We start from the raw sequence: 19,399 nt of genomic DNA, 5'->3' as shown, positions 1-19,399 counted from the left end.
CGCCCGTGCCCGCCGCCTTTCTGCACGCTCCCGGATCTTGCTCTAAACTAGCGGCCGCCCAATCCACGCTCCGATGCTCCCCGTCACGAGCAACAATCGATGCCCCCAGCCTCCACCGATCCCGCCGATTCCCCGCATTTCAGCCTGCCGAAACACCCGCCGTTCCAGCGTTTCTGGTGCACCCGCATCCTGTCGTCGCTGTCGTTCCAGATGCTCGCCGTCGCGATGGGCTGGCATGTCTACGCGCTCACGCATAGCGCGTTCGCACTTGGCCTCGTCGGTCTCGCGCAGTTCCTGCCGATGTTCCTGCTGACGCTCGTCGTCGGTCATGTCGCCGATCGTTACGATCGGCGACGCATCGCGGCCGTCTGTCAGAGCCTCGAAAGCGTCGCTGCATTGCTGTTCGCGATCGGCACCTTCAGCGGCTGGATCAGCGCGCCGGTGATCTACGTGCTGGCTGCCTGCGTGGGCGCGTCGCGCGCGTTCGAATCGCCGGCCGTGTCGTCGCTGCTGCCAGCCGTCGTGCCGCGCGGCTATCTGCCCAAAGCTACCGCATGGTCCACGTCCGCCAATCAGACCGCGCAGATCGCCGGGCCGGCGCTCGGTGGTCTGCTGTACGGCATCGGCCCCGGTGCCGCTTATCTCGCGTGCACGCTGTCGTTCGCGGCCGCGGCGGCGTCGGTGTGGAGCATTCCGCTGCAAGTGAAGCCGGCGAGTCGCGCGCCCGTCACGCTCGAATCGATCTTTTCGGGCATCGCGTTCATTCGCCGCGAGCCGGTGATTCTCGGCGCGCTGTCGCTCGATCTGTTCGCGGTGCTGTTCGGCGGCGCGACCGCGTTGCTGCCGATCTTCGCGCGCGACGTGCTGCACGCGGGCCCGATCGGTCTTGGCCTGCTGCGCTCGGGCACGGCGATCGGCGCGCTCGCGGCCACGATCTGGCTCGCGCATTTTCCATTGCGCAACCGGCCCGGCGCAGCGATGTTCGGCGGCGTGATCGCGTTCGGCATCGCGACGATCGTGTTCGGGCTGTCGCATCAGTTCCTCGTGTCGCTGCTCGCGTTGATGGTGCTCGGTGCGTCCGACACGATCAGCGTGGTGGTGCGGCTGTCGCTCGTGCAACTGCGCACGCCCGATGAAATGCTCGGCCGCGTCAGCGCGGTCAATTCGCTGTTCATTGGGACGTCGAATCAATTGGGCGAGTTCGAATCGGGCCTGACTGCCGGATGGTGGGGCGCGCAGCCGGCCGTGCTGGTCGGCGGTGTCGCGACGATCGCGATCGCGCTGTTGTGGATGCGGTTCTTTCCCGAACTGCGGCACACCCGCACGCTCGAGCGAGAAGAAGAAGCGCTCGCGGCGAGCGCCTGATCGATTGCCAGGCCTTGGGCGCCATCGCCCGATCAATGAACGACGCGGAGACGATACCGATGAGCCGATCCGAACTGCACCCCGCCGCGCCGGTCGCGGCGACGATCTATCGCGGCGAGTCCGTCGAGAACACGCATCTGGCGCATGTCGCGGTCGTCGATGCGGACGGCCGTCTGCTGTATTCGTTCGGCGACGCTGCGCGCATCACGCTCGCGCGTTCCGCGGCGAAGCCGGCCCAGGCGCTCGCGGTGCTCGAAACCGGCGCGCTCGAGCATTGCGGTTTCGACGAAGCCGATCTAGCGCTGATGTGCGCATCGCACAGCAGCGAGCCGCGTCATATCGAACGCACGCGCGCGATGCTCGCGAAAGCGCAGGCGAGCGAGGCCGATCTGCGTTGCGGCGGTCATCCGCCGTTGTCGGATGCGGTGTATGTCGACTGGATCCGGCGCGGCTTTACGCCCACCGGCGTGTGCAGCAACTGTTCGGGCAAGCATGCGGGCATGCTTGCCGGCGCGCGGTCGATCGGGGCGGCGCTCGCCGGCTATGAACTGCCCGCGCATCCGTTGCAGGTGCGCGTGAAGCAGACGGTCGCGAGCGTGTGCGACCTGCCGGACGACGGCGTGCAATGGGCGATCGACGGCTGCAATCTGCCGACCCCGGCGTTTCCCCTCGACCGGCTCGCACGTCTGTTCGCGAAGCTCGCGGCGGCGCAGGATCAACACGAAGCCGGAGCAGCCGCGACGCCGCCGCGCACGGCCGCGCTCGCGCGCATCTATCGCGCGATGACGTCGTACCCGGAACTGGTCGGCGGGGAAGGGCGCTTCTGCACGCTGCTGATGCGGGCGTTCGGTGGCGCGCTGGTCGGCAAGGTCGGCGCGGACGGCAGCTATGCGATCGGCGTGCGCGCATCGCGGCAAACCGCGCGGCTGGGTGCGAAGGGCGCGCTAGGCATCGCGCTGAAGATCGAGGACGGCAATGCCGCCGCGCTCTACGCGGTCACTGCCGAGTTGCTCGCGGTGCTCGATATCGGCACGCCTGAACAACGCGCGACGCTCGACGGCTTTCATGCGCCGAAGCGGCTCAACACGATGGGCGTCGAGATCGGCCGGATGGATTTCTCGATCGAGCTTGCCGCGCATCGTTGAGTGCGGCGATCCGCTTCACTGCCCGGCACGCGAGGCGTCAAGCCGCCGTCGCTTTCGCCGGCGCGCAGCCCAGCGCTTGACGGATCGCATCGGCGAGCTCGCTCGCCGCGAACTTCGCGACGTAGCCGTTCGCGCCCGCGTTCTTCACATGCGCCTCGTTCGCCGCGCCCGTCAGCGACGAGTGGATGAGCACCGGAATATCGCGCGTGCGTGCGTCCGCCTTGATCTGGCGCGTCAGCATGAAGCCGTCCATCTCCGGCATCTCCAGATCGGTCAATACGAGAGCGATGGTGTCTTTCGCGCGTACGCCTTTTTGCTGCGCTTCGCGTGCGACCTGCTGCAGCGCTTGCCACGCTTCCTCGCCGGTCTTCGTCATGATGTAGTCGGCGCCGATCGCGGTGAGCGCCTGCTCGATCAGCTTGCGCGCGAAGCCGGAGTCGTCGGCGGCAAGGATCTTCGCGCCGCGGCGGATGCCGAGCGCTTCACCTACCGAGGCCGGATCGACGCTCGGATGCTGCGACGGGAACACGTCGCGCAACACCTGCTCGACGTCGATCACCTGAGCGAGCCGCGAGTCGCCGGTATTGCCGTCGATGCGCGCGATGCTCGTGACGAGCTTGCCGCCCGCCGAGCCATCGGCCGACAGCACCTGGTTCCATTCGAGCCGCACGATCTCGTCGACTTCCTCGACCGCGAAGGCCTGCGTCGAACGCGCGAATTCGGTGACCAGCAGGATGTTCAGGCCGCGCGTCGGCTCGCAGCCCATCAGCCGCGGCAGGTCAATCACGGGGATGATCTGCCCGCGAATGTCGACCGCGCCCATCACGTACGGCGACGATCCGGCGATCGGCGTGATGGTCGGCATCGTCGAGATTTCGCGCACCTTGAATACGTTGATCCCATACAGCTCGTGCGCGTCGCTGTCCGGCACGTGGCCGAGGCGGTATAGCAGCAGCTCGAATTTGTTGGAGCTCGTCAGGTTGCTGCGTTCGGTATGGCGCTCGTGATTGGCACGGTGGTCGTCTGCCATCGGAATCGTTCTCCAGAGTTGCGGTGCTGAGCGGTGCTAAGCGGTGCCTGTCTCTGGTTATCGGCGTCGATGGCGAAAGATTCAGCACTGCCTCGCAGTGGCGAGCGGCGCGCATGATTCACGTCAATAAGGCAAACGTGTGCGCATTCATATGAGGGTTACCTAAGGTTACAGAAGCGACAGCAGCGTTTCACCTGCCAGCCGGCATGGCTTCTAGAATCGGCAGCGATGAAAGCGTGGCGCCCCGCTGGGCTCGCAAGCAGTCCGCAGCGTTTTGCATCGCACGCTTTGTTCGCGGCGCACACGTGTCCTTCGTTTTGCTTTCAGATGCTTTCACCTCAAGGAGAACGTATGATCCGCCTGCCTTCCGTCCCTTCGGTCGCTTTGGCCCGCATCGCCGCCGCTGCCTGCTTCGGCGGTCTTCTGACGGCCGCCTCGGTGGCGAGCGCGCAGAGCGCCGCGCCCGCGGACGCAGTCCGCCTGCATGCGGCCGATCAGACATTCGTCGCGGACGGCACCAAAGCCGTCGCGACGCAGCGCGACGCCGCGCGTATCGCCACCGCGCGTTCGGCCGATCGCGACGTGAAGGCGTTCGCCGAGCGCGTGTCGGATGACGACGCGAAGATCACCGACGCATTGCGGGCGGCGAGTCCGCGCGGTGTCGACGTGCCGAAGAACGATCCCGACGAGGCCGTGCTCGCGAGCATCAACAATCTGCGCGGCGCCGACTTCGACAAGAGGTATATCGAGCAGGTCGCGCTCGCCGGTGAGCAGAAAGCGTTGTCCGCGTTCCAGGCGGAAATCGCCTCGGGTCGTGACGAGAAGTTGAAGACCGCGGCGAAAGAGGCGCTGCCAACGATCCAGCAGCACTACGCGATGGCGCAGGAACTCGCGAAGCGCAAGCATCTGTCCGTGGCCGCGCAATAAGCGGCGTCACGTCGCGACGCGGCGGCGGTACTTCGAATACAGGCTTTTCAGCGATAATCGTGCGCTTTATCCGACGATTCTTCGCGCCTTCGATTCCAGGTACCGCATGAGCAAGCAAGCCAGTCTGCCGCAACAGTTGGACCATCTGCTTCGACAAGCCGTCGCGCTTCAACAGAACGGCGCGCTCGTCGAAGCAGAGGAGATGTATCGCGAGATTCTCGAACTGAAGCCGAAACACGGCGACGCGTTGCGCTGGCTCGGCGAACTCGCGCTGCAAACGGGCCGCTTGCAGCAAGGCGTCGATCTGCTGAAGAAGGCGCTCGCCGTGAACGCGAGACAGCCGGCCGTGCATTCGAATCTCGCCTATGCGCTGAACGCGTTGCAGCGTCATGACGAAGCGCTTGCGTGCGCCGAGCGGGCGCTCGTGATGCAGCCGAAATTCGCCGATGCATTGAACAATCGCGGCAACGCATTGGCGGCGCTGCACCGTCCGCTCGAGGCGCTCGCGAGCTACGAGCGCGCGCTTTCTATCGCGCCGGAGTTCGCGCCGGCCTGGAACAACCGCGCATGCGTGCTGCGCGATCTCGGCCGTTATACCGATGCACTCGATAGCTGCGACCGGGCGCTCGCATTGCAGCCCGGCTATCCCGATGCGTGGAGCAATCGCGGCAACGTGCTCGGCGATCTGAACCAGCCGCACGATGCAGAGCGCTGCTACCAGCGCGCGCTGGAACTCTCGCCTGGTTTCGTCGATGCATGGAATAACCTCGGTCTCGCGCAGATCGATCTGAATCAGCGCGAACAGGCGTTGTCGAGCTATCAGCGCGCGCTTGCGTTGAATCCGGCGTCGGTCGAAACGCATTGGAACCAGGCGCTGTGCCTGCTGCAAATGGGCCGCTTCGAGAGCGGCTGGCGCGAATACGAATGGCGTTGGGAGCGTAGCCGCATCAAGGCCGGCCGGCGCGCGTTCGCGCAGCCGCTGTGGCTCGGCGATTTTGCGCTCGACGGCAAAACGATCCTGCTGCATGCGGAACAGGGCCTCGGCGACACGCTGCAATTCTGTCGCTATGCGACGCTGGTTGCGAAGCTTGGCGCGAAGCTCGTGCTCGAAGTGCCGGGTCCGTTGTTGCGGCTGCTGTCGACCCTCGATGGTGTCGATCAGTTGATCGAAACGGGCCAGCCATTGCCGCCGTTCGATTGTCATTGCCCGTTACTGAGCTTGCCGCTTGCGTTCAGCACCAACGAAGCGAGCATTCCGGCAGCCACACCGTATCTTTTTGCGCAGCCAGCGGCCGTCGGCGAATGGCGCGAGCGTATCGAACCGCACGGCAACACCAATGCGGATGGCAACGCAATCAAACCGCTGAATGTCGGCCTCGTGTGGGCCGGCGAGAACCGCGCGCAGGTCGCGGAACTGCGCAAGATCGATGCGCGTCGCTCGCTCGCGTTCGAGCAATTCGCGCCGCTCCTCGACGTGCCGAACGTGCGCTTCTTCAGCGTGCAGAAGGGCGCGGCCGCCGCACAACTCGCCGAAAGCGCCTACCGTGAACGCGTCGCCGATTACACGGAGCTGCTGCACGATTTCGCCGATACCGCCGCGCTCGTCGCCAGTCTTGATCTGGTGATTTCGGTCGACACGTCCACCGCGCATCTGGCCGGCGCGCTCGACAAACCGGTCTGGATTCTGAACCGCTTCGACACCTGCTGGCGCTGGTTGCTGGAACGCAGCGACACGCCGTGGTATCGGTCCGCGCGTCTATTCCGTCAACCGCAGCTCGGCGCCTGGGACAGCGTGATCGACGCTGTGCGTGATGCGTTGGCCGATCTGAGCGCGTCGCCGCCATGACGCGTTTTCACCGACGCGCGTAGACTGAATTTCCGTTCATCGACGGCAATGTCATGGAGATTCTGCAATGGAATACAGACATCTGGGTGCATCGGGGTTCAAGGTGCCGGTGTTGAGTTTCGGCACCGGTACCTTCGGCGGCAAGGGTGAATTTTTCGAGGCCTGGGGCGCGACCGACGTCGCCGAAGCGCGGCGTCTGATCGACATCTGCTTCGACGCGGGCGTCACGATGTTCGACACTGCCGACATCTATTCGAAGGGCGCGTCCGAGTCGGTGCTCGGCGAAGCGCTGAAAGGCAAGCGCGACAAGGCGATCCTGTCGACCAAGGCGACCTTCCGTTTCGACGGCGATCCGAACGGCGTCGGCTCGTCACGCTTCCATCTGATCAACGCGGTCGATGCGGCGCTCAAGCGTCTGCAAACCGATTACATCGACCTGTTCCAGTTGCACGGCTTCGACGCGAAAACGCCGATTCCCGAAGTGCTGTCCACGCTCGACGACCTCGTGCGCGCGGGCAAGATCCGCTATGTCGGCGTGTCGAATTTCTCCGGCTGGCATCTGATGAAGTCGCTCGATATCGCCGACCGCTACGGCTATCCGCGCTACGTCGCGAATCAGACCTACTACTCGCTGGTCGGGCGCGACTACGAGTGGGAGCTGATGCCGCTCGGCGTCGACCAGGGCGTGGGTGCGGTGATATGGAGTCCGCTCGGCTGGGGGCGTCTCACCGGCAAGCTCAAGCGCGGCCAGCCGCTGCCCGAGACGAGCCGTCTGCACAAGACCGCCGAATCGGGCCCGCCGGTGCCGGAAGAGTATCTGTTCCGCGTGCTCGATGCGCTCGACGAAGTCGTCGCCGAGACCGGCAAGACCGTGCCGCAGATCGCGCTGAACTGGCTGCTGCAACGGCCGACCGTCGCGACGCTGCTGATCGGCGCGCGCAACGAGGAGCAACTGCGGCAGAACCTCGGCGCGGTCGGCTGGAATTTGACGGCCGACCAGGTCGCGAAGCTCGACGCGGCTAGCGCGGTGCGTCCCGCGTATCCGTACTGGCATCAGGAAGGTTTCGCGGAACGCAATCCGAAGGCGGTTTGAGCGGCGGGTCGATCACATTCCAGGCGCCGCAGCCGGCGCAACGCAGCGGTCCAGCGCGGCAGCACGCTGGACCAGCGCATCCCATCAAGCCAAACCGCCATTGGCCCGCAACGTCTGGCCATTGACCCAGCCCGCATCCGGGCCGACCAGAAACGCGACCACGCCCGCCACGTCTTCCGGCTCGCCGAGGCGTTGCAGCGGCGGCATCTTCGCGAAGGTTTCGATCTGCTCGTCGGTCTTGCCTTCGAGGAACAGCGCGGTCGCGATCGGTCCCGGCGCGACCGCATTCACCGTGATGCTGCGCCCGCGCAGCTCCTTCGCGAACACGCGCGTGAACGCTTCGACGGCCGCCTTGGTCGCCGTGTAGATGCCGTAGCCGGGCAAGTTCAGCGCGAGCACGCTGGTCGAGAAATTGACGATGCGTCCGCCGTCGTTCAGGCGCGCGGCCGCTTCTCGCAGCGTGTTGAAGGTGCCGCGCACGTTGATGTCGAAGGTCTGGTCGTACAGCGCGTCGGACGTGTCGGCGAGCGGCGTGGGCTTCATCACGCCCGCGTTGTTGACGAGCACGTCGACCTTGCCGAGTTCGCGTTCGGTGATCTCGAACATGCGACGCACGTCGCCGGGCTTCGACACGTCCGCTTGCACCGCGATGGCCTTGCCGCCGGCTTCGCGGATCGCGCCGACGAGCGCGTCGGCTTCGCCCGCGCTCGATGCGTAGTTGACGGCGACCGCGTAGCCGTCATTCGCGAGGCGCTGTGCGATCGCCGTGCCGATGCCGCGCGATGCGCCGGTGACGATGGCGACTTTCGGTTGTTGGTTCGTGCTCATGATTCGTTTCCTCACAGAAGGGGTGGTGGATCGGTGAGGTGAATGATGAAGGCTTTCCGCGTCGAGATAATCCGGTTAGACTCGCGATCATCATTCCATTCGCTTTAATAATCCGCCGATATGGACCGTTTCGAGGAAATGCGGGTATTCGTGCGGATCGCCGAGCGCCAGAGCTTTACGCGCGCTGCCGACGATCTGCAAATCCCGCGCGCGACCGTCACCAACCTGATGAAGCGCCTCGAGCAGCGGCTCGGCGCGCGGCTGCTCGAACGCACCACGCGCACGGTGCGGCTCACGCCTGACGGCGACGCGCACTACCAGCGCTGCGTGCGCCTGATCGCCGACATGGAGGAGGCCGAGGGCGCGTTCTCCAATGTCGCGCCGAAGGGACTGTTACGCGTGAACGTGCAGGGCACGCTCGCACGGCACTTCGTGGTGCCGGCGCTGCCCGCGTTTCTCGCGCGCTTTCCAGACATCGAGCTGATGATCGGCGAGGACGACCGGCTCGTCGACCTCGTGCGCGAGGGCATCGATTGCGTGCTGCGCGCAGGCGTGCTGCAGGATTCGTCGATGGTCGGGCGGCGCGTCGCGCAGCTTCAGCAGGTGACGGTCGCGAGTCCTGCGTATCTGGCCGCGTATGGCGAGCCGGCCGATCCTGGCGCGCTGTCGACGCATCGCGCGGTCAACTACGTGTCGAGCGCCACCGGCAAGCCGCTGCCGCTCGAATTCCGCGTCGACGGGCGGGATACCGCGCTCGTGCTGCCGTCGGCGGTGTCGGTCAGCGGCGCCGAACTGTACGCGGGCGCGGCGATCGCCGGACTCGGCATCGTGCAGGTGCCGCGCTACCGTGTCGCTGACGAACTGGCGGCCGGACGGTTGCGCGTCATTCTGGCGGACTATCCGCCGCCGCCGATGCCGGTGTCGGTGCTGTATCCGCAGAACCGGCAGTTGTCGTCGCGGGTGCGGGTGTTCGCGCAGTGGCTGCGGGAGATTTTCGAGCCAGTGAGTTGAAGAAGCGCAAACGCAAGGTAATGCTTTGACGTGGTTAACACCTGTACATCTGCGTCTCGCATAGTGTCATTCTCAAGCGCGCAGAAAGCCACCCGTGAGCGAGGGTGGACGCACAGAACGACCGGGGGATCTGATGATGAAGCGTTTTCGTTCGCTGGGTGTGGCGACTGGCGCGGCGCAATTCGCCAGCGCCGACATCCTCGGCCGGATCAGCACGGCGTCGCGCCGGCCAGGTGCCGCGCAGACCTTCGATCTGATTCTCGAACCGCGCCCGTGGCCCGGGCCCGCCGCGCCCGATGCGACGGACGCGCGGTTCAAGATCCATATGCTCGACACGATGCGCGCGTTCGAAAAGCGCGGTGTGGACGCGATCGTGCTGCCATGCTTCCTCAGCCACACCTTCATCGACGAACTCACGGCCAACGTCACCGTGCCGGTCGCCAACATGATGACCGCGTTGTCCGAGCATATGCGGCGTAACTATCCATCGTCGCGGCGCGACGGCGCCCGGCGCATTGGCGTGCTGACGTCGGCGGCGATTCGCGCGAACGGCCTGTTCGAGCGCTACTTCGGAGCCGGCCAGTTCGACGTGTGCTATCCGCGCAACGACGCTGGTTTCGACTGCGTGACGAGCGCCGTCTTCGGCGACGAGGGCATCCGCGCTGGCCGCCTGCAAGGGCGGCCGGTCGAGTTGCTGCGCGCGGCGTGCGTCGACCTGGTCGCGCAGGGCGTCGACGTGATCGTGCCGGGGCTCGCGGAAATCGGCCTCCTGCTGCGCGCGCTCGGGCCCATCGAGGTGCCGCTCGTCGATTCGAACCAGGTGTACGCGCGCTATGTCGCGGCGGCGCGGTACACACAGCCGCAGCGGGCGTTCCGCCTCGGCGTGGTCGGCGGCATCGGGCCGGCCGCGACCGTCGATTTCATGGCCAAGGTCGTGCGCAACACGCCGGCCGCGCGCGATCAGGACCATATCCGGATCATGGTCGAGCAGAATCCGCAAATCCCGGACCGCACCGCGGCGCTGTTCGGTCGCGGCGACGACCCGACGCTTGCGCTGTACGCGGCCTGTAAGACGCTCGAGGAGGGCGGCGCGGATCTGATCGCGATTCCGTGCAATACCGCGCATGCGTTCATCGAGCGGCTTCAGCCGGCGCTGCGCGTGCCGATCGTCAATATGCTGACCTGTACTGCCGATTACTTGCGCGAGACCTTTCCGGGTCTGCGCGAAGTGGGCATGCTGGCCACCTCGGGCACGCTCGCGAGCCGCGTCTACGAACAGGCGCTCGATGCGCGCGGCCTCGTGCAGATCGCACCGTCCGCGGCCGCGCAAGCGCGTCTGATGAACGCGATCTACGGGCCGCGCGGCGCGAAGGCTGGGCATACATCGGGCGAATGCTGCGACGACCTGGCGGCGGCCGTCGACGATCTGGTCATGCGTGGCGTGCAGGTCATCGTGCTCGCGTGCACCGAGCTGCCGTTGCTGTTGCGTGAGCAAGCGCTCGCGTGTTCGGGCGGGCGGGTGGTGCGACTCGTCGATCCGACCGACCTGCTGGCGAGGCGTTGTGTCGAGTATGCGCTTGGCGATAGTGCCGCGCGCGAGACCCTGGCGGGTCGCGCGGTGCTGGCGGTGACAGGGTGCGCGTCGCCGAAGGAAAGCGCGGTCGGCTAACGAGGTATTGTCCTTCCAGTGTTCAATTACGGTTCGCGAGAGCAAGTCTCGCCTGCTTTCGGCCATGTATCGGCCCGTTCCGGGTCGTGTTATGCCTCTTGCATCAAGCAAGATTGATGAACCACCGTGCGCGCGTGGGTCAATCCTTCGCCCACGCAGCGGCCATGGCAACCGCAAAATCGCGGTAAGACCTGGGCGGGCGTCCCAGTAGGGTCGACAAGCGCCCGATCTGTTCAGTCGAAGCCACGGCACCGTCTTGCTGGTATCGCTGCATCATCAAGCGCATGTCATACGCCAGCCACGCCGGCGCGACTGACTTCAAACGCTGCTCGAGAATATCGAGATCGTCACCGCCATGGCGAACAGCGCGTCCGAGTGCATCCGCCCAGATACGGACAACGGATTGCGCCGTCAGCGCGTCCGGGCCGACCAGTTCGTAGGTTTCTCGCGGTAGCGGGCTGGCAGCGAACTCGCGCCGCAGCAACTCTTTGGCTGCTGCCTCTCCGATATCGCGAACGTCCACCATGGAAATGCCCTTCTCGCCAATCGGCATCCCATAGATGCCGTGCTTCAGCAACGCATCTTTCTGCCGCACATCGTTCTGAATGAAGTACGCGGGACGAAGCACAGTCGCCGGCATGTCGCACTGCTCGATCATGCGCTCGACTGCGTGCTTGCCCGCGAAGTGTGGCACGTCGACAAACTCTGCGCCCCTGAATACGGACAGATACACCACGCCATTCACATGCGACTCTCGCGCGATGCTCAAGGCCTGCAGCGCCTGAGTCAGGTCGTCTGCGGCGTTTGGCGCCAGCAGGAACAACGTGCTGATGCCCTTCATGGCTTGCCGTACCGAATCCGCATCGGACAAGTCGCCTCTGATTGCCCTGATGCCGTCAGCAAATTGGGCTTTCTGGGGCGAACGCGTCAGGGCGTGCACCTGAACTCCACGGCCTTGGAGGTGTTCAAGAACTTGCTTACCCACTGTGCCCGTACTTCCAGTAACAAGAATTGTCATGACTGTCTCTGTAATGAACGGCCCAAAGCGGCCCGGTGAGGACAGGTTATTCGTTCCGGATTTGAGCCGATAGGCATAGAATCGAAACACCTCGTCTCAAAAACGGAACTTTCATGAATTTAATGGCGCTTTCTGATTTCAATGCGGTCGCCACCTACGGCGGCTTCGGCCCAGCTGGCCGCGCGCTGGACCGGCCCAAGGCCACGCTATCGCGGCATGTAGCAGAGTTGGAAGACGAACTCGGAGTGAGGTTGATTGAGCGCGGCTCGAGACGAATGCGCCTGACGGAAGATGGCATCGCTCTCCATGAGCGTACTCGGGGCCTTCTGGCAGAGCTTGAGGAGGCGGGCGACGCGGTGGCCTCGCGTGCGCCCGTCGCGCGTGGACGGCTACGCATCAGTGCTCCCATCGTTTTCGCGCACGTTGTGCTGTGCAGGATCGCTGCGCGCTTCGCGTTGGCCTACCCGCAAGTCGAGGTCGAGATTGTCGCGGAAGATCGTGTCGTGGATCCGGTGGAAGACGGCTATGACCTCGTGATTCGTGTCGATCCGCCGCGAGACGATCTGCTCGTGGGAAGGCGCATTCTCGATGATGAGCGATGGCTTGTGGCAACGCCGGCCGTATCGGTTCCTGCGATGCGCAAACAGGATATGAGCCCGTTTCCGGTGCCGGCGGTCTTGTCGGCGGCTGCGCCATCGGGAGCGATCTGGAGCGTACGGATGAAATCCAAAGGTACAAAGACATTTGAGCCGATGCCGGTCCTCCGGCTATCGTCGCTACTGATGGTGCGCGAGGCCGTTCTCGCCGGCGTGGGACCGGCGATGTTGCCGAGACTGCTAGTCGAAGAAGATGTGATGGCCGGACGACTCGTCTGCTGGGGTAAAGAAGAGGGTTCTCCGGTGGAGATATGGGCGCTTTACCATTCTCGTCGGCTGATGAGTGTCAAGGTCAGAGCATTCCTGGATGCGCTTCAGGAATTACCCGCGCGAGCGTGAGAAAACGTGGCGGTGTGCGACGCAGTTCCGCACCAAACAGTGGATATTCGTGGACACATGATTTTAGGGCCCCACCTTACGCATTCCGGTAGGTGTTTGGTGAACGGTCGCGTGTTGGCATTGCAGGCATCTGCGATGGTATTTAGGCGATTGCTAACGCTGCGCAAAACGTCCCTTGTTTCGGACATCAGGTGTTGGGCGCGCTAGCCAGATTTACCCCGGTAACGTAGAGAAGCCGACGGCGATTCACCGAAGTGCCGCTTATAGTCCAGTGAGAATCGGCCGAGATGCGCGAATCCCCATCTGGTTGCGACCTCAGTAATTGATGAGGCGTTGGATGCTTCCATGGCGAGCAAATCGGCTCGGACACGTTCGAGACGCAACTGTCGCACATAAGCCATTGGGCTGAGGCCATAGTAATTCCTGAATCCGGCGAACAAGGTGCTGGCGCTGACGCCGGCGTGCTCCGCAAGTCGCTCGATGGTCAAGGGCTCCTGCACGTTTGCGCGAATATACTCCTCGACACGTCGAACGAAAAACGGCGCGAGCGCGCCGACGGAATGACGAAGTCCAGGCCGGGCACTGTTCGGTTGGCCGTATAGCAACGCATTGATCAGAGTGGACTCGAACTGACTGAAGGCCAGCGGATTCCGCAGTGGGTGGTCCGGGAAACTCAACACGTCCGCCAAAGACGGCAGCAGTTGCATCACGCAATGGCCTCCGGGGGACCCCAGTTGCAGTTCCGGATCGAATTCCACCGGTCGCCTGAACGCGTCTCCCAGATGTTGCTCGCAGTGACGCTCTATGGTCCCCCGTTCGATTTTCAGGAGAACTTGGGGACACGCGTCGCTCCAGTGCATCCGTAAGGGCAGTGACGGAGACAGCAGGGACGCTACGAGCGCGGACGAAACGAACCGCTTGTTGCCGCATTCGATTTCAGCATTGCCATGAACCGGAATCTGCAGCAGGAAAAAGCTCTCCAGGTGTCCAGGATCTATGGTCACCTCGCTCCCATAATCGAGCAGATTCAGCGAGAGATCGCCATACCGCGCGTGGTGCATGCGTCCAAACAGGCGATGGGAGCCGCCCGCCAACTCGAGTCCGTGCGGCTTGAAGATGCGTCCGACGCTCGCGCGGACTTCCTCCAGGTCGTTTGACTGAAGCAGAAGGTTGTCGCGATTGAAACAGGGCGCGGTTGCCAGCCGCTGCCCATCGACACCGAAGGCCGACCAGTGCTCCATCAGTTACTCCACTAAAAGCACGCACGCGCTTGTGCGATGCAACACGTTCGCGTCTTCGCGGAATCGTCGTGCTATTCGGATAGTACTGCGAGGATTCGAATATCGCTGTCGCATTGTCTGCTACATGACTCTTCGCGCCCGCAATAAACGGGCCATTTCCTTTTGATCGTAGTGAAATCCGCGTCCCTCCACATCGGCAAATACCCGGGACGTGGGTCCACAAATGTCTGGCCCGGATGAAGTCAATTTCCGGACTCTCCGGACATCGATTGGATTCAGCGGATAGATCGGCGGGTGCCGGCGCCCCATGCTTTGATCATGGCCCCAGCGCCTACGGAGGTGTGCCATGGCATCCGAGCAGTTCAATGCGAGAGTCGACAGGACCGTCGTGCGGGTCGGATCTGAACGCGTGCGATCAAGATCTCTGCCGACCGGCATTGAACCGGATGAGGGCAGCCACATTTTTGCGCGCCGTTCCGCATACGACCATCACGGCATCTATGTGGGAAATGGAAGGGTGGTGCACTACGCCGGTCTCTGCGGATCTCTGCACCGAGGTCCGGTGGAGGAAACCACGATCGAGTGCTTTGCCTCAGGTCACGAAATCGCGGTCGTGCAGAACTCGATGGCGAGATACGTCGGCGCCGATGCAGTTCGCCGCGCCCGCTCGCGCCTGGGCGAAAACCGCTACCGGCTGCTGAGCAACAACTGCGAGCATTTTTGCAACTGGTGCCTGTATGGGGAAAGCCGAAGTGAACAGGTGGAAGCATGTTTTGCCCATCCCCTCCGGGCGCTGCGCGCCTTAGCGATCCTTTTCCTCCAGACCTTCAGACCGAGACTGCACAGCGTGGACTGCACGGCGCGCGCAATGTGATCGATATCCCGTGGAGAACGACATGCGCGCCCCGGAAAAATCCCTGCGTGGCCAGGTTGATAAATGGCTCGCGCCGACGAACGGAATGCGCATGCGTGTGATTCAGTTCAGTCGGCTCTCGCTGCATCGCAGACGCTACGTATGCGTTGAGGCGTCGGGGCCGATGGGGACGCTAGCACTTTTCTTCTTCAGGCATGACGACAGATCGTGGCGGGTCTATCCGCCTCAGACGCAAAGACCTGCGATGGCCCCCTGGCTGTGACTTGCACACGGACCAGCGGCATCAACGACAAATTCTGCATTTCGTGGATACCCGTCGCAGGCAACGGATAGTGCACCCAGTATTGGCCGCCAATACTTGATTCACAAACAACCCTATGTCGAGGCTCAAATGAAAGGTCGATACATCGAAATTCCATGCGCGGGCGGCGCCACTTTTCGCGGCTACCTGGCAACGCCGGCCAACGGGAAAGGTCCCGGCATCGTGCTTTGCCACGAGATCTTCGGCGTCAACGGGACGATGCGCGAAGTGGCGGACTACTACGCCGAAGAAGGATATACCGTCCTTGCTCCCGACCTGTTCTGGCGCACCGAGCCGGGCATTGAACTGGGTTATTCGGCCGAAGACGCCGAACGTGCGTTCGCACTGTATCGCGCCTTCGACCACGACAAGGGCGTCGAAGACATCGATGCTGCTATAAGTGCGCTCGGTTCGATTCCCGAATGCGTCGGTCAAATCGGTGTGCTTGGTTTTTGTCTGGGTGGCAAGCTTGCTTATCTTGCTGCCTGCCGCCTGCCGCGCGTCGCTTGTGCCGTCAGCTATTACGGTGTCGGTATCGAAACGGCCCTTGGGGAAGCCGAAAATCTGCATGGACGCCTGGTGCTTCAGATCGCCGAACAGGACCGCTTCTGCCCTGCCGAAGCCCGGCAGCAAATTCAGGCGGCTTTGTCCACGCGGGAGTGCGTCGAGATTTACACATATCCCGGCGTCGATCACGCGTTTGCCCGGGCACGCGGCGAGCACTGGGACAAGGCTGCTGCGACGATGGCACATCAACGCTCGGTTGCGGCGTTCAGGCGGGAGATCGGTCCGACCTACGATCTGTCTTCGCTCTGGGAGGCGCATCTCTCTCATGAATTCACCACGCGCGACGTCGACGCGACCATGCGCACGATGGTGCCAGAGCCCTACGTCAATCACATTCCCACGATGACGGGCGGTGTCGGGTATAGCGAACTCAAGCGTTTCTACCGCCATCACTTCGTCCATAACAATCCGCCCGATACGACGATCACCCCAGTGTCGCGCACGGTTGGCGCAACGCAGATCGTCGATGAACTGCTCTTCTGCTTTACCCACACGACGGAAATCGACTGGATGCTGCCTGGCGTTGCACCGACTGGAAAGCGTGTCGAGATTCCCCTCGTCGCGATTGTGAAATTTCGCGGCGACAAGCTCTATCACGAACATATTTACTGGGACCAGGCGAGTGTGCTGGTGCAGATCGGTCTGCTTGAGCCGGAAGGCTTGCCGGTCGCGGGGGCCGAGACGGCCCACAAACTGCTCGACGAAACCCTCCCTTCGAACACGCTGATGAACCGCTGGCTGCGCGACGGCAGCGCAGAACGGTGAACTACTCTGACCAATCCACGGAGAACACCATGACATCACTGACAGGCAAGGTGGCGATCGTCACAGGCGGCGCTACGCTCGTTGGCGCGGCCGTCGCGAAGGATCTGGCCGACGCCGGCGCCAGGGTTGCTGTTCTGGACATCGATGCGGAAAACGGTCAGCGCGCATCACGCGCGCTCGGCGAAAGTGCCATTTTCGTCCAAACCGATATCACCGACGACAAGGCCATCGATCACGCGATTGCCAGGACGGTCGACAGTTTCGGTGCGGTCGACACTCTTGTGAACCTCGCGTGCAGTTACGTGGATAACGGCTTTAGTGCGAGCCGCAACGACTGGCTCGGCGCCATGGACGTCAACGTGATCTCCGCCGTGATGCTTGCGAAAGCGGCCTATCCACACATGAAGCGACAGGGCGGCGGCGTGATCGTGAATTTCAGTTCGATTTCGGCCCATTGCGCGCAAACGGGGCGGTGGCTTTATCCGACATCGAAAGCCGCGCTCCGGCATTTGACGCGCAGCATGGCGATGGATCTCGCCGTCGACAACATCCGGGTGAATTCCGTGTCTCCGGGCTGGACGTGGTCTCGCGTGATGCATGAACTCACGCACGGCAATCGCGCGAAAGCCGATAGCGTCGCTGCGTCATTTCATCTTCTGGGGCGGGTCGGCAATCCCGAAGAGGTCGCCCGGGTCGTCACGTTCCTGTGCAGCGATGCGGCCAGCTTCGTGACGGGTGCCGACTACGCGGTCGATGGCGGCTACTCGACGATGGGACCGGAACAGAACATACCCGCGATCCCCAGGCTTGCGGAATGACACATTGCGTGGGTTTGCGAGCGGATACGCAGCGAAGCCCATGCGCTTTATCCAGACAACAACCTATTCAGGAGACATCGTCCATGAGAAACATTGCAATCGTTGGAGCGGGACAGGCTGGCCTGCAACTGGCTTTGGCCTTGCTCGATCAGGGTTATCGGATCACGCTCGCCACCAATCGCAGCGCAGAGCAGATTCGCACCGGCAAGGTCATGTCCAGCCAGTGCATGTTCAATGAATCCCTGCAAACCGAACGCGATCTCGGTCTTAACGGGTGGGAAGAAGCGTGTCCTTCCATTGAGGGAATCAGTGTCGCTGTCCCGCATCAGGAAGTGGCCGGCGAAAAAATCATCGACTGGTCGGCGCGTCTGCATCGCTATGCTCAGGCCGTCGATCAACGGATCAAGATGGCGGCATGGCTCGAACAAGTCGAGCGGCGAGGAGGCCATGTGCGCATTGTCGATGTCGGGGTTCCGGAACTCGAACAGCTGAGCGCGAGCCACGATCTTGTGCTGCTTGCGGCAGGCAAGGGCGAAGTAGTCAATCTGCTCGGACGCGACCCGGTGCGTAGCGCATTCAGTCAGCCGCAGCGCGTCCTGGCCCTGACCTATGTGACGGGCATGACGGCGTCGACACCCTATTCACGGGTGCGCTTCAACCTGTTGCCTGGAATAGGGGAGTACTTTGTGTTCCCGGCCCTGACGGTGACGGGGCCCTGCGAAATCATGGTCTTCGAAGGCATTCCCGACGGACCGCTGGATTGCTGGGGCGAGGTAAAAACACCGGCGCAGCATCTGGAAAGAAGTCTCGACATTGTCCGCCGATACGTTCCCTGGGAAGCAGATCGTTGCGCGCATGTGCAGTTGACGGATCCCAACGGTGTTCTCTCTGGTCGTTTTGCACCTACCGTGCGCAAGCCGTTCTTCCGGCTGCCCTCGGGGCGGACCATCTTTGGTATGGCCGATGCGGTGGTTGTCAATGACCCTATCACCGGGCAAGGTTCGAACAGCGCAGCGAAATGCAGCAAGGTGTACCTGAACGCAATCCTCGCAAGAGAATCGGCTCCCTTCTCCGAGGACTGGATGCAGCAGACGTTCGACCGTTACTGGGACTACGCGCAACACGTGGTCAGGTGGACCAATTCGATGCTGACGCCGCCGCCGCCACACATCGTCGAACTGCTTCGCGCTGCTGGCGATTCGCAGGCGCTTGCGGCCGCGATCGTCAATGGTTTCGACGATCCGCGAACGTTTTCGCCGTGGTGGTTCGATCCGGCTGCATGCAATGCTTTCATCCGCGAAAAGACCAGGGCTGCCGCCTGAGCACGAACGTCCCGCAGGAGAACATACATGACCGCTCACCTCAATCTCGATGCGCTCGCGCCGGGCGGGCGCCGGTTCGATTCGAAGCATTTCCGCTCCGCACTCGGCCAGTTTCCGACAGGCGTCACGGTAATCACGACACGCACGACAGATGGCCGAAGACTCGGGCTGACGGCGAATTCATTTTCTTCGCTGTCGATGGACCCTCCGTTGATTTTGTGGAGCCTCGCGAAACCGTCACCGAGCATGGCAGATTTTGTTGCGACTACGCATTTCGCCATCAACATGCTGGCCGACGATCAGCAGCATCTGTCGCGCACTTCTTCAACGGCGTCTGCCGACAAGTTCGCAGGCGTGCCTTGCGTCGATGGCACTGGGGGCGTTCCGCTTATCGACGGTAGTGCTGCCCACTTCGTGTGTCGAAACGTCGGTCAATACGACGGTGGCGATCACCTCATCTTCATTGGCGGTGTCGAGGAGTACGAGTCGTTCGGCAGAGCACCTCTCGTCTTTCATGCAGGCGCTTATCGGGTTGTTTCGCCGCATCCGCATCCGCACATTTGACGCTTCACGACCGTGAAAAT

General features: G+C 63.1%; 18 protein-coding genes. 14 read left to right on the top strand and 4 right to left on the bottom strand.

The features are described from left to right. Positions 1-99 precede the first annotated feature (99 nt). Positions 100-1,365, top strand: a complete 1,266-nt coding sequence (locus tag AB3X86_RS30890; protein ID WP_368598875.1) for an MFS transporter — start codon at positions 100-102, stop codon at positions 1,363-1,365. Positions 1,366-1,424: 59 nt separating this feature from the next. Beyond that, positions 1,425-2,510, top strand: coding sequence for an asparaginase (locus tag AB3X86_RS30885; RefSeq protein WP_368598874.1), 1,086 nt, complete (start codon positions 1,425-1,427; stop codon positions 2,508-2,510). Between the two features lie 37 nt (positions 2,511-2,547). Here the strand turns inward: AB3X86_RS30885 and AB3X86_RS30880 are convergent, their stop codons facing one another. Further along, positions 2,548-3,540 carry a chemotaxis protein CheV gene (locus AB3X86_RS30880; protein WP_368598873.1) on the bottom strand — a complete coding sequence of 331 codons (993 nt, stop codon included), beginning with the start codon at positions 3,538-3,540 and terminating at the stop codon, positions 2,548-2,550. A 351-nt stretch (positions 3,541-3,891) separates the two neighbouring features. On the opposite strand from AB3X86_RS30880, the gene AB3X86_RS30875 reads away from it, so the two are divergent. From AB3X86_RS30875 to AB3X86_RS30865, 3 genes are all read left to right on the top strand, one after another. Then, positions 3,892-4,467 carry a DUF4142 domain-containing protein gene (locus AB3X86_RS30875; protein WP_176109026.1) on the top strand — a complete coding sequence of 192 codons (576 nt, stop codon included), beginning with the start codon at positions 3,892-3,894 and terminating at the stop codon, positions 4,465-4,467. 106 nt (positions 4,468-4,573) lie between these two features. Continuing rightward, positions 4,574-6,313 carry a tetratricopeptide repeat protein gene (locus AB3X86_RS30870; protein WP_368598872.1) on the top strand — a complete coding sequence of 580 codons (1,740 nt, stop codon included), beginning with the start codon at positions 4,574-4,576 and terminating at the stop codon, positions 6,311-6,313. A gap of 67 nt (positions 6,314-6,380) precedes the next feature. Further along, positions 6,381-7,406: an aldo/keto reductase gene (locus tag AB3X86_RS30865; protein ID WP_176378098.1), complete on the top strand. Its 1,026-nt coding sequence runs from the start codon at positions 6,381-6,383 to the stop codon at positions 7,404-7,406. Positions 7,407-7,490: 84 nt separating this feature from the next. Here AB3X86_RS30865 and AB3X86_RS30860 read toward each other — a convergent pair whose 3' ends face one another. Beyond that, positions 7,491-8,234 (bottom strand): SDR family oxidoreductase, encoded by a 744-nt coding sequence (locus AB3X86_RS30860; RefSeq protein ID WP_368598871.1) that lies wholly within the window; start codon positions 8,232-8,234, stop codon positions 7,491-7,493. Positions 8,235-8,354: 120 nt separating this feature from the next. Here AB3X86_RS30860 and AB3X86_RS30855 point away from each other — a divergent pair, with 120 nt between their 5' ends. Together AB3X86_RS30855 and AB3X86_RS30850 are read left to right on the top strand one after the other, a co-directional pair. Further along, positions 8,355-9,245 (top strand): LysR family transcriptional regulator, encoded by an 891-nt coding sequence (locus AB3X86_RS30855; RefSeq protein WP_368598870.1) that lies wholly within the window; start codon positions 8,355-8,357, stop codon positions 9,243-9,245. A gap of 136 nt (positions 9,246-9,381) precedes the next feature. Then, positions 9,382-10,914 (top strand): amino acid racemase, encoded by a 1,533-nt coding sequence (locus AB3X86_RS30850; RefSeq protein ID WP_368598915.1) that lies wholly within the window; start codon positions 9,382-9,384, stop codon positions 10,912-10,914. Between the two features lie 139 nt (positions 10,915-11,053). On the opposite strand, the gene AB3X86_RS30845 is transcribed toward AB3X86_RS30850, so the two are convergent. Beyond that, positions 11,054-11,932: an SDR family oxidoreductase gene (locus AB3X86_RS30845; RefSeq protein ID WP_368598869.1), complete on the bottom strand. Its 879-nt coding sequence runs from the start codon at positions 11,930-11,932 to the stop codon at positions 11,054-11,056. A gap of 113 nt (positions 11,933-12,045) precedes the next feature. On the opposite strand from AB3X86_RS30845, the gene AB3X86_RS30840 reads away from it, so the two are divergent. Then, complete coding sequence (locus AB3X86_RS30840) at positions 12,046-12,927, top strand: LysR family transcriptional regulator (RefSeq protein ID WP_368598868.1); 882 nt, start codon at positions 12,046-12,048, stop codon at positions 12,925-12,927. 203 nt (positions 12,928-13,130) lie between these two features. On the opposite strand, the gene AB3X86_RS30835 is transcribed toward AB3X86_RS30840, so the two are convergent. Next, complete coding sequence (locus tag AB3X86_RS30835; protein WP_368598867.1) at positions 13,131-14,168, bottom strand: AraC family transcriptional regulator; 1,038 nt, start codon at positions 14,166-14,168, stop codon at positions 13,131-13,133. 346 nt (positions 14,169-14,514) lie between these two features. Between AB3X86_RS30835 and AB3X86_RS30830 the strand changes: the two genes are divergently transcribed. From AB3X86_RS30830 to AB3X86_RS30805, 6 genes are all read left to right on the top strand, one after another. Continuing rightward, positions 14,515-15,042, top strand: a complete 528-nt coding sequence (locus tag AB3X86_RS30830; protein ID WP_368598866.1) for a lecithin retinol acyltransferase family protein — start codon at positions 14,515-14,517, stop codon at positions 15,040-15,042. 22 nt (positions 15,043-15,064) lie between these two features. Then, a complete protein-coding gene (locus AB3X86_RS30825; protein ID WP_368598914.1) occupies positions 15,065-15,304 on the top strand; it encodes a hypothetical protein in 240 nt (79 codons plus the stop codon). A 129-nt stretch (positions 15,305-15,433) separates the two neighbouring features. Continuing rightward, complete coding sequence (locus AB3X86_RS30820) at positions 15,434-16,675, top strand: dienelactone hydrolase family protein (protein ID WP_368598865.1); 1,242 nt, start codon at positions 15,434-15,436, stop codon at positions 16,673-16,675. Positions 16,676-16,704: 29 nt separating this feature from the next. After that, on the top strand, positions 16,705-17,493 hold the full coding sequence (locus tag AB3X86_RS30815) for an SDR family oxidoreductase (protein WP_368598864.1): 789 nt from the start codon (positions 16,705-16,707) through the stop codon (positions 17,491-17,493). Between the two features lie 83 nt (positions 17,494-17,576). Then, on the top strand, positions 17,577-18,815 hold the full coding sequence (locus AB3X86_RS30810) for a styrene monooxygenase/indole monooxygenase family protein (RefSeq protein WP_368598863.1): 1,239 nt from the start codon (positions 17,577-17,579) through the stop codon (positions 18,813-18,815). A gap of 27 nt (positions 18,816-18,842) precedes the next feature. Continuing rightward, complete coding sequence (locus tag AB3X86_RS30805) at positions 18,843-19,379, top strand: flavin reductase family protein (protein WP_368598862.1); 537 nt, start codon at positions 18,843-18,845, stop codon at positions 19,377-19,379. Positions 19,380-19,399 lie beyond the last annotated feature (20 nt).

It is taken from the genome of Paraburkholderia sp. BR14374, from assembly GCF_040948685.1.
Classification (GTDB): Bacteria; Pseudomonadota; Gammaproteobacteria; order Burkholderiales; family Burkholderiaceae; genus Paraburkholderia; species Paraburkholderia youngii.
Note: the sequence above shows the minus strand (reverse complement) of the source record. Positions and strands in the feature narration are given on the sequence as shown.